Source organism: Seonamhaeicola sp. ABD4_175 (assembly GCF_056160885.1).
In genome coordinates, this window is record NZ_JBSWYC010000002.1 from 454,217 (window position 1) to 472,212 (window position 17,996).

The 17,996-nt window shown below is 32.8% G+C and carries 17 protein-coding genes; 12 read left to right on the top strand and 5 right to left on the bottom strand.

The features are described from left to right. Positions 1-16: 16 nt before the first annotated feature. Together ACXAG4_RS08330 and ACXAG4_RS08335 are read left to right on the top strand one after the other, a co-directional pair. Positions 17-1,294 (top strand): YCF48-related protein, encoded by a 1,278-nt coding sequence (locus ACXAG4_RS08330; RefSeq protein ID WP_475295623.1) that lies wholly within the window; start codon positions 17-19, stop codon positions 1,292-1,294. A gap of 115 nt (positions 1,295-1,409) precedes the next feature. After that, complete coding sequence (locus tag ACXAG4_RS08335; RefSeq protein ID WP_475295624.1) at positions 1,410-1,955, top strand: DUF2911 domain-containing protein; 546 nt, start codon at positions 1,410-1,412, stop codon at positions 1,953-1,955. A 35-nt stretch (positions 1,956-1,990) separates the two neighbouring features. Here ACXAG4_RS08335 and ACXAG4_RS08340 read toward each other — a convergent pair whose 3' ends face one another. Together ACXAG4_RS08340 and ACXAG4_RS08345 are read right to left on the bottom strand one after the other, a co-directional pair. Further along, positions 1,991-2,314: a DUF202 domain-containing protein gene (locus tag ACXAG4_RS08340; protein ID WP_147135442.1), complete on the bottom strand. Its 324-nt coding sequence runs from the start codon at positions 2,312-2,314 to the stop codon at positions 1,991-1,993. A gap of 10 nt (positions 2,315-2,324) precedes the next feature. Continuing rightward, positions 2,325-2,954, bottom strand: a complete 630-nt coding sequence (locus ACXAG4_RS08345) for a 7-carboxy-7-deazaguanine synthase QueE (RefSeq protein ID WP_475295625.1) — start codon at positions 2,952-2,954, stop codon at positions 2,325-2,327. A 120-nt stretch (positions 2,955-3,074) separates the two neighbouring features. On the opposite strand from ACXAG4_RS08345, the gene ACXAG4_RS08350 reads away from it, so the two are divergent. The 6 genes from ACXAG4_RS08350 (at position 3,075) to rluF (ending at position 8,013) form a co-directional block, all read left to right on the top strand. Then, the gene (locus tag ACXAG4_RS08350) at positions 3,075-3,800 is read left to right on the top strand and encodes a hypothetical protein (protein ID WP_475295626.1); all 726 of its coding nucleotides are present in this window, start codon (positions 3,075-3,077) and stop codon (positions 3,798-3,800) included. A 96-nt stretch (positions 3,801-3,896) separates the two neighbouring features. After that, the gene (locus tag ACXAG4_RS08355; protein WP_475295627.1) at positions 3,897-5,447 is read left to right on the top strand and encodes a helicase HerA-like domain-containing protein; all 1,551 of its coding nucleotides are present in this window, start codon (positions 3,897-3,899) and stop codon (positions 5,445-5,447) included. Positions 5,448-5,472: 25 nt separating this feature from the next. Further along, on the top strand, positions 5,473-6,030 hold the full coding sequence (locus ACXAG4_RS08360) for a hypothetical protein (RefSeq protein WP_475295628.1): 558 nt from the start codon (positions 5,473-5,475) through the stop codon (positions 6,028-6,030). Positions 6,031-6,039: 9 nt separating this feature from the next. Beyond that, complete coding sequence (locus ACXAG4_RS08365; protein WP_475295629.1) at positions 6,040-6,402, top strand: cupin domain-containing protein; 363 nt, start codon at positions 6,040-6,042, stop codon at positions 6,400-6,402. A gap of 3 nt (positions 6,403-6,405) precedes the next feature. Then, positions 6,406-7,245: an alpha/beta hydrolase gene (locus ACXAG4_RS08370; protein WP_475295630.1), complete on the top strand. Its 840-nt coding sequence runs from the start codon at positions 6,406-6,408 to the stop codon at positions 7,243-7,245. Positions 7,246-7,248: 3 nt separating this feature from the next. Next, positions 7,249-8,013, top strand: coding sequence for a 23S rRNA pseudouridine(2604) synthase RluF (gene rluF, locus ACXAG4_RS08375; RefSeq protein WP_475295631.1), 765 nt, complete (start codon positions 7,249-7,251; stop codon positions 8,011-8,013). On the opposite strand, the gene folD is transcribed toward rluF, so the two are convergent. The 3 genes from folD to ACXAG4_RS08390 all read right to left on the bottom strand — a co-directional run bounded on the left by folD (position 8,010) and on the right by ACXAG4_RS08390 (position 12,260). After that, positions 8,010-8,891 (bottom strand): bifunctional methylenetetrahydrofolate dehydrogenase/methenyltetrahydrofolate cyclohydrolase FolD, encoded by an 882-nt coding sequence (folD, locus tag ACXAG4_RS08380; RefSeq protein WP_475295632.1) that lies wholly within the window; start codon positions 8,889-8,891, stop codon positions 8,010-8,012. The genes rluF and folD overlap by 4 nt on opposite strands. A 126-nt stretch (positions 8,892-9,017) precedes the next feature. Continuing rightward, a complete protein-coding gene (gene ffh, locus ACXAG4_RS08385) occupies positions 9,018-10,346 on the bottom strand; it encodes a signal recognition particle protein (RefSeq protein WP_475295633.1) in 1,329 nt (442 codons plus the stop codon). A 162-nt stretch (positions 10,347-10,508) separates the two neighbouring features. Further along, on the bottom strand, positions 10,509-12,260 hold the full coding sequence (locus tag ACXAG4_RS08390) for a hypothetical protein (protein ID WP_475295634.1): 1,752 nt from the start codon (positions 12,258-12,260) through the stop codon (positions 10,509-10,511). 158 nt (positions 12,261-12,418) lie between these two features. Here ACXAG4_RS08390 and ACXAG4_RS08395 point away from each other — a divergent pair, with 158 nt between their 5' ends. The 4 genes from ACXAG4_RS08395 (at position 12,419) to ACXAG4_RS08410 (ending at position 17,992) form a co-directional block, all read left to right on the top strand. Then, positions 12,419-12,937: an RNA polymerase sigma factor gene (locus ACXAG4_RS08395; protein WP_475295635.1), complete on the top strand. Its 519-nt coding sequence runs from the start codon at positions 12,419-12,421 to the stop codon at positions 12,935-12,937. Positions 12,938-13,030: 93 nt separating this feature from the next. Then, positions 13,031-13,945 carry a FecR family protein gene (locus ACXAG4_RS08400; protein ID WP_475295636.1) on the top strand — a complete coding sequence of 305 codons (915 nt, stop codon included), beginning with the start codon at positions 13,031-13,033 and terminating at the stop codon, positions 13,943-13,945. Between the two features lie 34 nt (positions 13,946-13,979). Beyond that, positions 13,980-16,250 carry a TonB-dependent receptor plug domain-containing protein gene (locus ACXAG4_RS08405; RefSeq protein ID WP_475295637.1) on the top strand — a complete coding sequence of 757 codons (2,271 nt, stop codon included), beginning with the start codon at positions 13,980-13,982 and terminating at the stop codon, positions 16,248-16,250. Between the two features lie 104 nt (positions 16,251-16,354). After that, positions 16,355-17,992: a DUF1800 family protein gene (locus ACXAG4_RS08410; RefSeq protein ID WP_475295638.1), complete on the top strand. Its 1,638-nt coding sequence runs from the start codon at positions 16,355-16,357 to the stop codon at positions 17,990-17,992. Positions 17,993-17,996: the final 4 nt, after the last annotated feature.

Genomic DNA, 17,996 nt, shown 5'->3' on the forward strand with positions numbered 1-17,996 from the left:
TAGCTAAGTTTGTTATATGAAATTCATAAAACTATTACCTTTTTTTATAGGTGTAATTACCTTTGCACAAGCAAATTGGCAAGCAGTGCCCAACTTAGTCTCAAACGGAGACGGAACACGTTTTGATGATGTTTTCTTTTTAAACGAAACCATAGGTTGGGCAGCAAATGGTTGGCATGCGGCTGTTTATAAAACTACTGATGGCGGTTTAACCTGGACAGAACAGCTTAATGAAATCAATTTAATTGGCGATTATTATTTTAGAAACATCATTTTCTTAAATGAAAACATTGGATTTTTAGGCACCCTTAACAATACCTTTTTTAAAACTACAGATGGCGGACAAACTTGGAGCGAAGTAACAAATATTACACCAAACCCTAATGCCATTTGCGGTCTCGATACCGCTGGAACATCAACAGTTTATGGTTGTGGCGCTTACTTTGAACCTGCCCACATTATAAAATCTACAGATAGTGGCGCTACTTGGCAATACATTGATATGTCTGCATACGCCATAGCTTTAGTTGAAATAAAATTTACTTCGGAAACTACAGGTTATGCCGCAGGAAAAAGTGCAACTGGCGCTATTATTTTAAAAACTACTAATGGCGGCTTAACTTGGACAGAGATTTACAACTCTAACATTGCTGGTGAATATGTATGGAAACTTCAAATTTTAAACAGCGACCCTAATATTTTTTTTGGAGCAATTTACAGTACTGCTCCTAACCCAGGCAAATTAATTTCTTCATCAAATGCTGGTAATACTTGGAATAGTTTTAATGCACCAGAAAGTGATATTCAAGCTGTAGGCTTTATTAATGAAAACACCGGCTATATGGGTGGCCACAACACTGGTTTTTATGAAACCACCAACGGAGGACAAACCTGGACAAATTTAAACATAGGCGGAAATTTAAACCGCATTTTTGTTATAAACAATACCTTAGCTTATGCAAGTGGCACTAGTATTTATAAATTTAGTAATGCGTCTTTAAACACTGAAAACACCAATATAAATCACTCTAAAAACCCGTTAAACATAATCATAACCAAAAACCCAATAAAAGACATTTTAGCTTTTAAAATAGATTTTAAGTCACCAGACAATCTTCTTATAAATTTATATAACAGCAATGGTAAATTAATAAAAAAACTACAACGTGATATAATAACAGCTTCAACAGAAAAAACATATAGTTTTAACTTAAACAACTTAAATAGCGGTATTTACATTGTTGAATTTCATAATAACTTAGGTAGAGTTTCAAAACAAATAATTAAATTATAACTTGTGGTTTTAAGCTTTTAGGCTTTAACATATTTTATGTAAAATTTAACGTTTACAAGGTAAGTTTCACACTAACTTGCGGACAACATTAATTGAATTACATAAAACAAAAAACATGAAAAAATTATCTTTTTTAGGTGCTATTACATTAGCTTTAACCTTATTTTTAACTACCAATGTTACCGCTCAAGAATTTAGAGATTTAGACAAAAGCCCAATGGATGCTGCTGCATTTCCTACAAGCTACAAAAATTCAGACAAATTAATTAAAATAGTATACAGCCGTCCGCAATTAAAAGGAAGAGATATTGCTACTTTAGCTCCTAACGGAAAAGTTTGGAGAACGGGCGCTAATGAAGCTGCAGAACTTACCTTATTTACAGATATGAAATTGGGTAATACTAACGTTAATGCTGGTACATACTCATTTTACACTATTCCGGGTGATAATGAATGGACTGCCATTATTAGTAAAGATGTTAATGTTTGGGGTTCTTATTTTTATAAAGAAGCTAATGATGTTGCAAGACTTACCGTGCCTGTAACTAATGCAAGTGATTCTTTAGAAGCATTTTCTATAGCATTTACTGAAGCTAGCAACGGTGTTACAATGCATTTAGGATGGGGAACAACAAGAGTAGCTGTACCTTTCACTAAATAACAAAACCAAAAAAGCGCTGTAATTCAGCGCTTTTTTTATGCTTTATCATCTAAACTTTCTAAAGCTTCAGACATGTAGTAAAGTTTTTTCAAACTTCGCTTTAATGTTGTAAACCGGTACACACCAATTATTAAAAACAAGCCACTAAATACTAATGATGCGCCTGCTAAATATTTAAAATTAGGAAAATCTTTCAATTGGTAAAATGCAATACTACCAAGTAATAAATATAGTGAAGACCTTATGTATGACAGCAATGTGCGCTCATTTGCCAAACGTGTGCGTTCAATGGCTAAATAATCTCTTAAAATTACTTTTTCATCGGGTTTAAAATGTCTTCCAAAGCTTGGTAACTTCATAACCTTTTCTTTATGGAATATTTAAATATTTATGCGTTTGTAATGATACTTTCCATTTGGGGTTTTGCATAACATAATCTACAATTAATGGCACAACTTTATCGCGTTTACTCCATTCTGGCTGTAAATATAAAATACAATTATCACTTACTTTAGCGGCTTGTTCTTCCGCGAAGCGAAAATCGTCTTTATTATAAACTATAACCTTAAGTTCGTTGGCTTTTTTGCTAACTTCTTGGGTTGGTAATTTCATTTTTTTAGGAGACAAACAAATCCAATCCCATTCACCTGTTAACTTGTAAGCACCCGAAGTTTCAATATGTGTTTTTAAACCTTCGGCTTTTAATTTGGTTGTTAGCAACGTCATATCCCACGTTAAAGGTTCTCCTCCTGTAACAACTATGGTATCACTATACTTTTTAGCGTTTTCAACAATTTTAGTGGTTTTTGTTGGTGGGTGCAAATTAGCATTCCAACTTTCCTTTACATCACACCAATGGCAACCCACATCGCATCCACCAACCCTAATAAAATAAGCGGCAGTACCCTTATAATAGCCTTCACCTTGTATGGTGTAAAACTCTTCCATTAAAGGCAACATTTCACCTTTGTTTACCAATGTTTGTATCTCTTTATTCATAAGGACACAAAGATACGTATTAGTATGGTTTTATATTATATATTTTGAAATTACGTTGAAAACCTATATATTTGGTTTATAAAAATTGCTGATTTACCCAAATCTCTCAATTCTCTCAAAATGAAAAAAACAGCTTACCTACTAGCGCTAGCGCTACTATGCTTTAATGTTTACTTTAGTTTTTCACAAGTTGGTATTGGTACCACAACCCCTGATGCTTCTTCCATTTTACATGTTGAAAGCACAGATAAAGGTATTTTAATACCCCGATTAACTGATGCGCAAATTACTGCCATTACAAACCCAGCTATTGGCCTAATGGTATTTAACACAACTACTAATAAGTTTCAGTACAATAGTGGTTCACCATCTGTACCTATTTGGGAAGATATACAAACAGCCTCATCGTCTTCTGCGTATTTTGGCAGTTTTATAATTAGCAGTACGGGCGCAACCACAATTAAGGGTTTGCCGTTTATGCCTTCTCAAATAAAATTCACAGCTTGTGCCAATGTTGAAACCAGTAACTTAAACGCTGATAATGACGTTGGAAACAACCACGGTGGATTAGCTAATGCTTTTGGCATGATGAGTGGTTATGCTAGCAACTTTGGTGGCTCAATTACCCAGCAAGTTATGTATATTGGTGGAAGCGGAAATTCAATTAACGATATTTCTCGTTACGCCTCAAGCAGTCATGCTATTGGGCTTAGGTACTCTAACCAAAACGGTGATTCTTTAGGCTTAACAAATGCTTCATTAACTAGTTTTAACGCTGATGGTTTTACTCTAAATGTAGCAAACCACTCTGATGATATTTTAGTTATTTATGAAGCTTATAGATAGCTAACTTTCAACACTATTCAAATTAAAATATTAAAGCATTAGCTTCTATTTTTTTTCTTTTTGCTTTTAGTGTATTTTTATGCAAAATTATACGGCATGAATACTAAAGAAACGTTTTTTAATTATATAACTGAAGGCAACAAAACCAAAGGTGATTTTATACCAGTTGGTGCTGCTATGTTAAATGGCGAAACTGTTACAGGAGCGCATGTAAAAATACCGTTAAAAACTTTAAATCGCCACGGTTTAATTGCTGGTGCAACAGGTACCGGAAAAACAAAATCGTTACAAGTATTAGCCGAAAATTTAAGTGAAAAAGGCATTCCTGTTTTACTTATGGATATTAAAGGCGATTTAAGTGGTATTGCCCAAGCCAGTGAAGGACACCCTAAAATTGATGAACGCCACGAAAAAATTGGTTTACCTTTTGAAGCCAAAGCGTTTCCTGTTGAAGTTTTAACATTATCTGAACAAGATGGCGTTAGGCTTAGAGCTACCATTAGTGAGTTTGGTCCCGTTTTATTATCTAGAATTTTAGATTTAACCGAAACACAAAGTGGCATTGTATCGGTTATTTTTCAATATTGTGACGATAATAAATTACCTCTTTTAGATTTAAAAGACTTTAAAAAAATATTACAATACGCCACTCAAGAAGGTAAAGCCGAATTTACCGAGGCTTATGGGCGCATTTCTGCCGCATCAACAGGTGCAATTCTTAGAAAAATTATAGAGTTAGAACAACAAGGTGCCGATTTGTTTTTTGGTGAAACCTCTTTTGAAGTTGATGATTTACTGCGCGTTGATGAAAACGGACGAGGTTACATAAATATTATTAGACTAACCGATATACAAGATAGACCAAAACTATTTTCAACATTTATGCTTAGCCTTTTGGCAGAAATTTACTCAACCTTCCCTGAGCAAGGTGATAGTGATAGGCCTGAACTTGTCATGTTTATTGATGAAGCTCACTTAATTTTCAACCAAGCATCAAAAGCACTACTAAATCAAATAGAAAGCATTGTAAAACTTATACGTAGTAAAGGCGTTGGTTTATATTTTGTAACCCAAAACCCAACCGATGTACCCGAAGAAGTTCTTGGGCAATTAGGTTTAAAAATTCAGCATGCCTTAAGAGCTTTTACTGCCAAAGACAGAAAAGCTATAAAACTTACTGCGCAAAATTACCCCGAATCTGATTACTATGATACTACCGAAGTTTTAACATCATTAGGTATTGGTGAAGCATTAGTTTCTGCTCTTGATGAAAAAGGCCGCCCAACACCATTAGCCGCTACCATGATGCGCGCTCCAATGAGCCGTATGGATGTTTTAACCGACAATGAACTTAGTAGCCTTGTAGCAAACTCTAAACTAGCCAAAAAATACAACAAAACAATAGATAGAGAAAGTGCTTACGAAATGCTTAACGAAAAAATTAAAAAAGCCGAAGCAGACGAAGCTAAAGAAAAAGCAAAACAAGAACAAGAAGCTTTAAAAAAAGCTGAAGCAAAAAGAAAATCTAGAAGCACCTCAACCAGACGCCGAAGCACCAGAATGAATCCTGTAGTTAAAGTACTAACAAGCGCCACGTTTATTAGAAGCGTTTTTGGTATACTAACCAAAGTAATGAAAAACAGATAAGCTGTATTATTTAAAACAAAAACCTATGCGTAAATTAATTTTTAGCCTTTTGGCGCTTACCCTATTTTTAACTAGTTGTAAAAAAGAACAAAACCCATTTGAAGTTACCAAACAACATATTGGTTTACTAACAGACTCTACCCAAATTAAAGATTTAAAAACCATTTTTATAAATGATTCAGTAACAAAATATACCGCAGGCGATGAGTTTGCTGGAGGCATAAGTAATATTGAAATTTTTAAAAAAACTGGCGAAAAACTATTAGTGCTTACCCCAGAAAACGCATTAGACTCCACCTCAACCATACAAAGCATTCAAATTATTGATCCTTTATACAAAACTGCCAAAGGCATTTCTACAGCTAGCACTTTTAAAGATATTGCCGCTGCGTATAAAATTTCTAAAATTGATAATTTAATAAATTCTGTAGCACTATCTGTAAATGAAATCAACGCTAGTTTTGTTATTGACAAAAAAGAATTACCCGCAAATTTACGTTTTGATTTAAATTTAGATTTTGAAGAAACACACATTCCGGACAATGCTAAAATTAAATACTTTTTCTTAATGTGGAATGATTAAATATATACTATGAAAAAGTACACCATACAAAATAACCCATTTATAGTACCAACAACCGATGGCAAAACCATAAAAGAGCATTTTGGCAATGCCACAAACGGCAATTCACAAATTAGCATTGCCCACATGATTGCACCAGCAGGCTGGAGCGAACCGTTTCAAACACCCGAGTTTGATGAGTATACATTTATTATTAAAGGAAAAAAACAATTTATAATTGAAGACGAGGTTGTAACTTTGCAAGCAGGACAATCTATTAAAATTGAAAAAAACACCCGCGTTCAGTATTCAAATCCGTTTAAAGAACCTTGTGAATACTTAGCCATTTGTTTGCCAGCTTTTTCAATGGATTTAGTTCATAGAGAAGATTAACTCATGAAAAAGATTATAAAAAAAAGCATACCTAAAATTATAGGAACCTCATTAAATACCTTAAGCTTTATTGCACCAAAATATGCAACATCAAAAGCTTTAGATATTTTTATGACACCGCGTAAAGGCCGTTTAACCGAAAAACAAAGTGCGTTTTTTGATTCAGCACAACAGCTAGAATTACAATATCAAAGCCACCGTATACAAACTTACAATTGGGCTAACAATGGTAAAACCATTTTATTAGCGCACGGTTGGGAAAGCAATAGCTACCGCTGGAAAACTTTAATTAAAAAATTACAAGCATTTAATTACAACATTGTAGCGCTTGATGGTCCTGCACACGGAAAATCTAGCGGCACAAAATTCAATGCTATTTTATATTCTGAATTTATAAATGTGGTAGCAAACCACTATAAACCTCATATTATTATTGGTCATTCGGTTGGCGGAATGGCTTCTGTATTTTTTCAGCATAATTATCAATTTAAAACCTTAGAAAAATTGGTTTTACTTGGCGCACCTTCAGAATTTACTAAAATTTTCAAAGGTTATGTTCGTATGCTAAATTTCAACAGTAAAATAGAAAATGGTCTTAATAAAATGGTTGAAGAACGTTTTGATAAAGATACAGCGTACTTTTCGTCGGCTAATTTCACAAAAAAAATAGAAACCGAAGGGTTAATCATTCATGATAAACAAGATAAAATTATTGGTTATGATGAAGCTGAACTTATTGCTAGAAATTATAAAAATTCAACGTTAAAAACTACCGAAGGTTTTGGGCATGGTTTAAAAGATGCAAGTATTGATGATGCCATAATTAACTTTATAAACACGTAACTTTTGAGCGATAATTTAACACGATTAAACAAATATTTAAGTGAAGTTGGCTACTGCTCTAGGCGTGAAGCTGATAAACTTATTGATGCTGGCAGAGTAACTATTAATGGCATTGTACCCGAAATGGGCACCAAAGTGGCGCCAAACGATGTGGTTGCTGTTGACGGTGAAATTATTGAAAACACAAAAAAAAGCTTTGTTTATTTGGCTTTTAACAAGCCTGTTGGCATTGTTTGTACAACTGATACGCGTGTTGAAAAAGATAACATTATAGATTTTATTGGCTACCACAAACGTATTTTCCCCATTGGAAGGTTAGACAAGCCTAGTGAAGGTTTAATTTTATTAACCGATGATGGTGATATTGTAAACAAAATTTTACGTGCTAGCAACAATCACGAAAAAGAATATGTTGTTACGGTTGATAAGCCTATTTCGCAAACCTTTATAGAACGCATGCAAAAAGGCATTTATCTTGAAGAATTAAAACAAACAACTAAACCTTGCAAAGTTAAAAAGATAAATACTTCTACCTTTAAAATAATTTTAACCCAAGGTTTAAATAGGCAGATTAGGCGTATGTGCGCTCATTTAAATTACGAAGTACAAACACTTAAACGGGTAAGAATTATGAATATAAAACTAGATTTACCCCTTGGAAAATATAGAGAATTGACTAAAGATGAATTTAGTGAATTAAGTAAACTTATTAGTAGTTCTTCTAAAGAATTTAAACCTAAAAACTTAAGCAGAAGAAAACGTGCTTAACTTTTTAAATGCCTTTCTCTAGCAAGTAGCGTATTTTTTAACAACATAGCAATAGTCATTGGGCCAACACCTCCAGGAACTGGAGTGATATAGCTTGCCTTTTTACTTACAGATTCAAAATGGACATCGCCAGCTAAACGGTAACCATTCTTTTTAGTTTGATCTGGCACGCGTGTAATACCAACATCAATAACAACAACATCTTCTTTAACCATATCTCCGGTTAAAAACTCTGATATACCTATGGCAGCCACAATAATATCGGCAGCTAAAGTAATTTCTTTTAAGTTTTTGGAACGACTATGTACCACTGTTACCGTAGCATCACCAGCTTTACGTTTCTGGCTCATTAAAATACTCATTGGGCGCCCTACAATATGGCTACGCCCCATAACCACTACATTTTTACCTGATGTTTCAACTTGGTAACGCTCTAGCAACTCCATAATTCCGTATGGTGTTGCTGGTAAAAAGGTTGGCAAATCTAGAGCCATACGGCCTACGTTTGTTGGATGAAAACCATCAACATCCTTATCAGGATTTATAGCCATAAGTACTTTTTGCTCATCAATTTGTTCTGGTAATGGCAATTGTACTATAAAACCATCAATATCATTATTGTTGTTTAACTCGTGTATTTTTTCTAACAATGCTTCTTCTGAGGTATATTCAGGTAATTCAATTAGTGTAGAGTTAAAACCTATTTTTTCACAAGCTTTAACTTTAGCATTTACATAGGTCATACTTGCACCATCACTACCAACTAATATGGCTGCTAAATGAGGTACTTTTTCACCTTTAGAAACCATAGCAGCTACATGTTCTGCTATTTCTTCTTTAATATCATTACTTACTTTTTTTCCGTCTAAGATTGTCATAGGTTTTCTCGAAAAGGCGCAAAAAACGCCAAGTTTTTTTATATGTTTTTAAAGTGCTTCGACTGCGCACAGCATGACACTTTTAACTTTTAACTTTTAACTTTTAACTTTTAACTTTTAACAAGATTAACGCATATTTTGCATCATTTGCATCATTTTACGGCCACCGCCACCTTGCATCATCTTCATCATTTTACTCATTTGGTTAAATTGCTTTAACAACTGGTTTACTTCTTGTACTGAAGTACCTGAGCCTTTGCCAATACGTTTTTTTCTACTTGCGTTTATTATTGATGGGTTTTCTCTTTCTTTTGGAGTCATTGAGTGAATAATAGCTTCAATACCTTTAAAAGCATCGTCATCAATATCTACATCTTTCATCATTTTTCCAGCGCCAGGTATCATGCCTATAAGGTCTTTCATGTTACCCATTTTCTTTATTTGCTGAATTTGTTTTAAGAAATCATCAAAACCAAATTTATTTTTAGCAATTTTCTTTTGAAGTTTTCTAGCTTCTTCTTCATCAAATTGTTCTTGAGCTCTTTCAACAAGCGAGACAACGTCTCCCATACCCAATATTCTATCGGCCATACGTGATGGATGGAATACATCAATAGCTTCCATTTTTTCGCCTGTACCAATAAATTTAATAGGTTTATTTACAACAGATTTTATTGAAATGGCTGCACCACCACGTGTATCACCATCTAATTTTGTTAGTATTACACCATCAAAATTTAATACATCGTTAAACGCTTTTGCTGTGTTAACGGCGTCTTGCCCCGTCATAGAATCTACCACAAATAAGGTTTCTTGTGGTTTGATAGCTTTGTGAATGTTTGATATTTCGGTCATCATAGCTTCATCTACAGCTAAACGACCTGCGGTATCTATAATTACTACATTATGCCCGTTAGATTTTGCATGTGCTATTGCTGCTTGCGAAATGGCTACAGGATCATTATTTCCTCTATCACTAAAAACCTCAACACCAATTTGATCTCCAACAACATGCAATTGATCTATTGCTGCAGGACGATACACATCACATGCAACTAAAAGCGGTTTTTTAGTTTTTTTATTTTTAAGATAGTTTGCTAGTTTACCAGAAAAGGTAGTTTTACCAGAACCCTGTAAACCAGACATTAAAATTACGCTTGGTGTGGCTGATAAATTAATACCTGCAGCATCACCACCCATAAGTTGTGTTAACTCATCTTTTACAATTTTAACCATTAATTGCCCTGGTTGTAATGTAGTTAATACATCTTGCCCAAGTGCTTTTTCTTTTACTCTATTGGTAAAATCTTTGGCTATTTTAAAGTTAACATCGGCATCTAATAAAGCGCGTCTTACTTCTTTTAGGGTTTCAGCAACATTTACTTCGGTTATACTTCCGTGCCCCTTTAAAACGTGTAAAGCTTTATCTAATTTATCACTTAAATTATTAAACATAATTTTTTTAAATTTTAAGAATTGCAAATTTAGTGAATTGCCCTGTATTTATAAAGTTTGTTTTTTGTAAAAACAAAAAAAGGCTACCATAATTGGCAGCCTTTTATAGGAAACTTAGCTAATTAACCTAAAAACCGAAAATCTAAGTTTCTATATTTATAATTATTGTGTACTCTCTAACACAAGTATGCGTTCTATTTCGCCTGTAGATGAATAGTCTTTTAACTCTACTCTGTTAGGTGATATTTCTTTAATTTTCCAACGGTGTGTAAACTCACTAAAAGGTTCATCTTGTGTTTTAAAGTTTAAGCCCAAGTATAAGCCTTCATTTCTGTATGATAACCAAGAGCCGTAAAAGTTGTTGCCATCACCTTCAGCAAATACTTTTCCATTTTCATTAAAACCAATTACATAAGCTGCGTAGTTTTGGGTTTCATCTGCTCCCATATCATTATAATTAGCAACTTTCCATTCACTAGAAACTAATACATCTAAAATGTAGTTTATATCTTGGTCTTCTTCAGGGCAATATCTTGCTAAAACCATTTTATTATTTACGTTTTCTAGTTTTATTATGTTTTCTGAAAGGAACGTAATTAACCACTGTAATTTTAAGTTTGGCCTGCCTTCTAAATTAATTTCTAAGCCAATACCGGCATTTCTAACTAACACTTCATAAGTACCTTCAATTAATTGTCCGTCAACTCTAATTTTAACTACGTTATCATCGTAAAACTTTAAAGGTGTTCCTATGTATTGTTTGTCGTTGTCAGTTCCTTCAACATTAATTTTTGTAATACGCCATAAACATTCTTTTAGATGGTTTTGCACGCGTTCTTTTGTGTGCTCAATTACAACATCACAATTACGTTTTAAAATAATGCGGTTACCGCCTTCTTGATAAATTTTAACTTTACCTTCTTCGATTTCGTAAACAAACCAATCTAAAGTAAAATCGGCTAAATTTTCAAAAGCCATTTTAATTCTAGCGCCTCTATCTGTAATTCTAGTTTCCCAACTTCCTGTTAAAATATCACCTTCTCTATCTCTCATAATTACCACGCCATCTTCTTTAAAGTTAATGGCATATTCAAAGAAACCTTCAGTATTATCTTGGTTATCTCTTTTAAATTCATAAACTAACCATGGACATTTTTTTAAGTATTCATCTAAACGTTCTTTAGTAAAATCGTCATCATTATGGTCATTATCATCATCTTCATCGCAAGCATTTTTAGCACCTTTAATTGTATTGTGAAGTTCTTGATTGTTGTTAACCTCAATTTGAGTACCATCGGCAAGTACTAAACTTACAGGGTAATTAATGCTTGCAATTACTTCTTTATTTTTTATGCGTTTCATAAAACGAAACAATTGCTTATCGTTTTCAATTTGAACGGTATCAATTATTTGAAATTCGGCATTAAAAATTGAGAATGATATTGGGTAATTAAAATCTATACATTCAATATCATCATCTTCTTCATTTTCGCCAGCACAGGCCTCAACATATGCTTCAAGTTCATCTTCATTGTTAACAGTAATTTCATCATGTTCAGCATTAATTACTGTAATTGGAAAAATCATATCTAAATCATCTTCATCATCATCAAATTCATCAAAAATGGCTTCAATAACATCAAAATCTTCTTCAGAATCTACAATTATTTCTAAGCCATTCACAATAACTGTAAGTGGTAATTTAACCGATATGCAGCTTGCTTGGTCTATAATATTGTCTTTAGAGCCATCCAATTTAGCGGTAGCGCTAACAAAGGCTGTTAATTCTGCATCAGCAACTAAGGCTTCAGATTCAGAAGGTTCTGTAATTTCAACTACTTCTTCTTGGCATGCTGTAAATAACATGAGGGCAAAAAAAGGTAGCATTAGTAAAATTCTCCATTTAGTTTTCATAGTATTTAATTTTGGGTTACACATAGCTTTTGGTTATAAAACAATTTAAGTTTAAAAACTCCTACCCTAATTGTTAAAAAAAATCAAAAAAAATAATTTTACAAACCCACAACAAATTGCTAAAACCTTTATTTTAGTGGCATTAACTAAACTTTAAAATGAGTAAACAACTACGTGATAATATTTGTGAAGAGCGTATTTTTTCGTCTATTTTTAAAAAACACGCCACAGATTTACACAATTTTCTATACTACAAGTTTGGCAATCTTTTAAATCCGCAAGACAAAACGCAAGAAGCCTTTGTTAAACTTTGGGAAAATTGTAGCAAAATAACACCAGACAAAGCTAAAAGCTTTTTGTTTACCACAGCTAATAATTTAATGTTGAATGAAGCTGCTCATCAAAAAGTTGTTTTAAAACACCAACAAATAGCCAAACCAAAGCTTAGCACCAATGAAAGCCCCGAGTTTTTAATGCAACAAGACGAATACAATAAAAAACTACAAAAGGCTTTAGCTAATTTAACCGAACCACAACGTGTAGCCTTTTTAATGAACCGCATTGAAGGAAAGCGTTTTAAAGAAATTGCCGAAATTTTAGGTATTTCAACAAAAGCAGTAGAAAAACGTATTTATGGCGCTTTGGAAAAATTACGAAAAGACATTAAAGAGTTGTAATAATAGTTTCTAGTAAACTAAAGACTGAAAATTTAAATTTCAAAAAAAATTAAATACAAGGGTAGGAAAAAATAAAAGTAACTTGTTTTATAATTGAATAAAGATAAAATGGATAGAGAAGCTTTAATATTAAAATGGTTAAATAATGATTTGAATGATCATGAACTTCAGGCGTTTAAAAAACTTGAAGATTATGATGATTTAATACAATTAAACACCAGTATTAAATCATTTAAAGCACCAAAATTTAATGATACAGACGCTTTAAACAATGTACTCAACACAATAAAAACAACTAAAAAACCGCAGAAAAGCTATATAAAACCGTTAATGCGTGTTGCTGCTATTTTAGCTATTTGCTTTGGACTTTATTATTACACAACTACACTAAACACTACTATTACAACAGATTTAGCGCAAAAAACCGAAGTAACTTTACCCGATGCTTCTAATGTATTTTTAAATGCCAAATCTGTTTTAATTTATAATAAAAATACTTGGAAAAATAACCGAAACGTTGAATTACAGGGCGAAGCTTTTTTTAAAGTGGCCAAAGGCTCAACTTTCAACGTAAAAACAAAAGCCGGTACTGTAACGGTTTACGGTACCCAATTTAACGTAAAACAAAGAGCCAATTATTTTGAAGTTATATGCTACGAAGGCTTAGTTGGCGTTACTTTTAATTCTATTGAAACTAAATTAAAACCTGGCGACAGTTTTTTAATTATTGATGGGAAAAAAATTGCTAAACAAAAAGAAAGTAACACAACGCCTTCGTGGTTAAATAACGAAAGCCAGTTTAAAAGCCTACCATACAAACAAGTTATTGCAGAGTTTGAAAGACAATACAATGTTACTATTACCCTTGTTGGTGTAAATTCTAGCGAGCTTTTTACAGGTAATTTTACCCACAACAACATTGATGTTGCTTTAAAATCTATTACTTTACCTTTACAATTAACGTACAGCAATAATAACGGTAATATAATTTTAAAGCGTGCGCAGTAAACAGTTATTATTTTTTACTTTTTTCTTACTTTTTTTGAATGTTTTAACACTAAAAGCACAAAGCTTTCAAAAAGAAAAACAACCACTTGCCATAATTTTAAATACTTTAGAAAAAAGATATAACATTAGCTTTTCTTACGCCGATAAAACCATAAAAAACAAACAAGCCACATTACCCAATAAAAACACTAAGTTAAAAGACGCTATAAATACACTAAAAAAAGAAACGCATTTAGATTTTGAACTTTTAGATAATAGGTTTGTTGTTATAAAACCTTCAAAAAAAAAGCGCTCTAGCTTTAAAATTCAAAATTTAAATGAAGTTATAATTAACAATTATCTTACTACTGGTTTAACCAAATTAAATGATGGGTCGGTTACTATAAAACCTGATGATTTTGGTATTTTACCTGGCTTAATTGAACCCGATGTTTTACAAACCATACAAGCGCTTCCTGGTATTTTAAGTACAGATGAAACTGTATCTAACATAAACATTAGAGGTGGCACACACGACCAAAACTTAATACTTTGGGATGGAATAAAAATGTATCAATCTGGGCACTTTTTTGGGCTTATTTCGGCATTTAATCCGCATATCACAAAAAAAATAAATATTTATAAAAATGGGTCAAGTGCTAAGTATGGCGATGGTATTTCTAGTGTTATAGATATACAATTGCCCAACACTGTAGATAATGAGTTTAAGGCTGGTGGTGGTATTAATTTTATAAATGCCGATGTTTTTGCAAAAATTCCACTTTCAAAAAAAACTGAGTTACAACTCTCTACACGTCGTTCAGTAACTGATATTATTGAAACAAGTACGTACAACCAGTATTTTAAGCGTATTTTTCAAGATTCAGATTTTACAAATAACAACAAAGGTTCAAACACAATTTCGCAAAACGAATCATTTTATTTTTACGATGTTTCTGCTAAATTTTTATTTGATATTTCAAAAACAGATAAACTTCGGTTTCATGTATTAAACGTAAATAACAGGTTGAATTACGAAGAACAATCTACCATAAACAACCAACCAGAAGCTTTAAACAGTAAACTATGGCAACAAAATACCGCTGCGGGTGTAACTTATATAAAAGATTGGAATAACCAACTACAAACCACTGCTTTACTATATGTATCAAATTACGATTTAGATGCTACCAACCATGATATTTTAAACAACCAACGCTTAGTGCAAGAAAACGAAGTGTATGATGGCGCAGCAAAAATTGACATAAACTACACGCATAACTATCAATTAAAAATTAATGGTGGCTACCAATTTACTGAGGTGGGCATTAGTAATTTAGAAGATGTAAACAACCCAAATTTTAGAAGCTACATAAAAGAAGTTATCAGAAGTCATGCTGTGTATGCGCAAACTAATTTATTATCATACGGCGCAAATACCAAACTAATATTTGGCACACGTTTAAACTACATTAAAAAGTTTGATATGTTGTTTGCCGAACCTCGCATAAACTTTAGCCAGCGGTTTTTAGGCAATTTTAGGTTTGAAATTTTGGGCGAATTTAAAAGTCAAACCACATCACAAATTATAGATTTACAAAACGATTTTTTAGGTATTGAAAAACGCCGTTGGGTACTTTCAAACAACCAAAACATTCCTGTTTTAAAAAGCAAACAAGCATCTATTGGTATACATTACAAAAAGAATAATTTTTTAGCAAGTGCCGAAACTTACATAAAAAAAGTTGATGGTATAACCACGCGTAGTCAAGGTTTTCAAAATCAATATCAATTTATAAATAGCACCGGTAGTTATGAAATTAAAGGCATTGATATTTTATTAAATAAACAGTTTAATGAGGCGGTAAGCACTTGGGTTTCGTATTCATTTAGTGATAATAATTATATATTTTCAAACTTAAATAACGGTAAAAAGTTCCCTAACAACACCAATATTAGGCACGCCATAACGTTTGCTGGCACGTATGCTTTTAATGATTTTAAATTAGCATTAGGTATTAACTGGAACTCTGGCAAACCCACAACGCTTCCTGCTGTAAACCAAAACCAAAACAATACCATTGTTTACCAAAACCCCAATAGTAGCAACCTTGAAAATTATTTAAGAACAGATTGCTCTGCTACCTATAAATTTAACCTATCAAGAACGTCTTACGCCACTATTGGCGCATCTGTTTGGAATGTTTTAAACCGAAAAAACATTATAAATACATACTACACTCGTGATGATAACGGCAATATTAACACCGTTGAAAACAAATCTTTGGGCATTACACCTAACGTAAGTTTTAGAATTCATTTTTAAGCTTAATTACACTTAATCGATTTTACTAATTGAATTTCGACGAATTACCATCCAACCTTCTGGAATTAAGCCAATTATTATATACTTTAACAAAAAAATAAAGGATGGCTTCATTATCACCTCTTAATTCAAGTTTAGATTTAAGAAAAGCTAAGCATTTGCTTAGGCGCGCTACTTTTAACTATACCAAAGAGCAATTAGATACTTTTGTAGGCATGTCTGCAACAGATGCTGTTAACAGCTTAACTGCAAATGTACCTTATATATTATCTGAACCTTATGATCCACTTCCAATGGAAGCCCCAGATGGTTATTGGACCTCATCTACCAATCACCCTAATACTTTTGACGGACAAGGCAGAAAACGCGCCTATATAGCTGCTTGGTGGTGGCACAATGCGTTTAACCAAGTTAGTTTAAAATATAAACTATCATTCTTTTTTCATACTTGTTTTACTGTGGCCAAAGATGATGGCGCTGGTTTATCTCCTTTTTTTTATGACTATTTAAGGTTACTAGATTTTTATGCCTTAGGCAACATTAAAACCTTAGCAAAAAAAATAAATTTAGATAATGCCATGTTAGATTATCTAGACAATACACAGAACAATAAAAACAACCCTAACGAAAATTACTCTAGAGAATACCTAGAACTATTTACCATTTTAAAAGGCGAACAAATTGGTGATGGTGATTATACTAATTACACAGAATTAGATATACAACAGGCAGCCAAAGTATTATCGGGTTTTAAAAAAACATACGATAGAAGCGGTAAAATTGATACAGACACCAATTTACCAATGGGCTACGCAAACCTTAACCAACACGACACTAATGATAAAACATTTTCAAAAGCCTTTAACAATCATGTAATTACTGGAAGAGATACCGCAGAAACTATGTTTGATGAGCTAGATGATTTTGTAGAAATGGTATTTGCACAAGAAGAAACCGCCAAAGCTTATTGCCGAAGATTATACAAATATTTTGTTAAAAGTAAAATTTCAGCCGAAGTTGAAACAGATATTATAGAACCTTTAGCTCAAATTTTAATAAACAATGATTATGAGGTGCTACCAGTGGTTACCACACTATTAGCTAGCCAGCACTTTTATGATGCAGATGATAGTGACCCAACAGACCATACTATTGGTGCTATTATAAAAAGCCCATTACAATTGCTTTGTGAAGTATTTTCGTTGTTTGACATTAAATACCCAAACCCAGAAACCGAGCAGTTGTTTTTCTACAGAAATTTTTTCCATTGGTATATTACAGGTGGCTTTTTTCAACCTGCTGGTATGGATTTTTTTAACCCAGATTCTGTAGCAGGCTACCCAGCCTATTACCAAGAACCTGGTTTTGATAGAAATTGGTTTTCATCAAACACCATAATTGGCAGATACATTTTAGTGGCTGGTATTCTAACACAAAAAAATAATAAAGCAGAATTAGATACAGTATTATTTGTTGAAAATAAAATAGACCCTAATAATGCAAAAGACCCTAATTTACTTATTACGGCCTTAACAGATTTAATGTTTCCTGAAAGCATAGATACAGATAGAACTAATTACTTTAAAACCTTTTTAATTGAAGATTCAAATGATTTTTACTGGACACGTGCTTGGTCTCAATACATAAACACACACAGTGAAAGCAACAAAAATACGGTTAAAACAAGGTTAGATGCTTTAATTATTGCGTTGGTAAATGCCGCAGAATTCCAATTAATGTAAAACG

Excerpts from the sequence above, each read along its gene's own strand:
- ACXAG4_RS08330 (WP_475295623.1), top strand. The coding sequence starts at position 17 with ATGAAATTCATAAAACTATTACCTTTTTTTATAGGTGTAATTACCTTT.
- ACXAG4_RS08335 (WP_475295624.1), top strand. The coding sequence starts at position 1,410 with ATGAAAAAATTATCTTTTTTAGGTGCTATTACATTAGCTTTAACCTTA.
- ACXAG4_RS08340 (WP_147135442.1), bottom strand. The coding sequence starts at position 2,314 with ATGAAGTTACCAAGCTTTGGAAGACATTTTAAACCCGATGAAAAAGTA.
- ACXAG4_RS08345 (WP_475295625.1), bottom strand. The coding sequence starts at position 2,954 with ATGAATAAAGAGATACAAACATTGGTAAACAAAGGTGAAATGTTGCCT.
- ACXAG4_RS08350 (WP_475295626.1), top strand. The coding sequence starts at position 3,075 with ATGAAAAAAACAGCTTACCTACTAGCGCTAGCGCTACTATGCTTTAAT.
- ACXAG4_RS08355 (WP_475295627.1), top strand. The coding sequence starts at position 3,897 with ATGAATACTAAAGAAACGTTTTTTAATTATATAACTGAAGGCAACAAA.
- ACXAG4_RS08360 (WP_475295628.1), top strand. The coding sequence starts at position 5,473 with ATGCGTAAATTAATTTTTAGCCTTTTGGCGCTTACCCTATTTTTAACT.
- ACXAG4_RS08365 (WP_475295629.1), top strand. The coding sequence starts at position 6,040 with ATGAAAAAGTACACCATACAAAATAACCCATTTATAGTACCAACAACC.
- ACXAG4_RS08370 (WP_475295630.1), top strand. The coding sequence starts at position 6,406 with ATGAAAAAGATTATAAAAAAAAGCATACCTAAAATTATAGGAACCTCA.
- folD (WP_475295632.1), bottom strand. The coding sequence starts at position 8,891 with ATGACAATCTTAGACGGAAAAAAAGTAAGTAATGATATTAAAGAAGAA.
- ffh (WP_475295633.1), bottom strand. The coding sequence starts at position 10,346 with ATGTTTAATAATTTAAGTGATAAATTAGATAAAGCTTTACACGTTTTA.
- ACXAG4_RS08390 (WP_475295634.1), bottom strand. The coding sequence starts at position 12,260 with ATGAAAACTAAATGGAGAATTTTACTAATGCTACCTTTTTTTGCCCTC.
- ACXAG4_RS08395 (WP_475295635.1), top strand. The coding sequence starts at position 12,419 with ATGAGTAAACAACTACGTGATAATATTTGTGAAGAGCGTATTTTTTCG.
- ACXAG4_RS08410 (WP_475295638.1), top strand. The coding sequence starts at position 16,355 with ATGGCTTCATTATCACCTCTTAATTCAAGTTTAGATTTAAGAAAAGCT.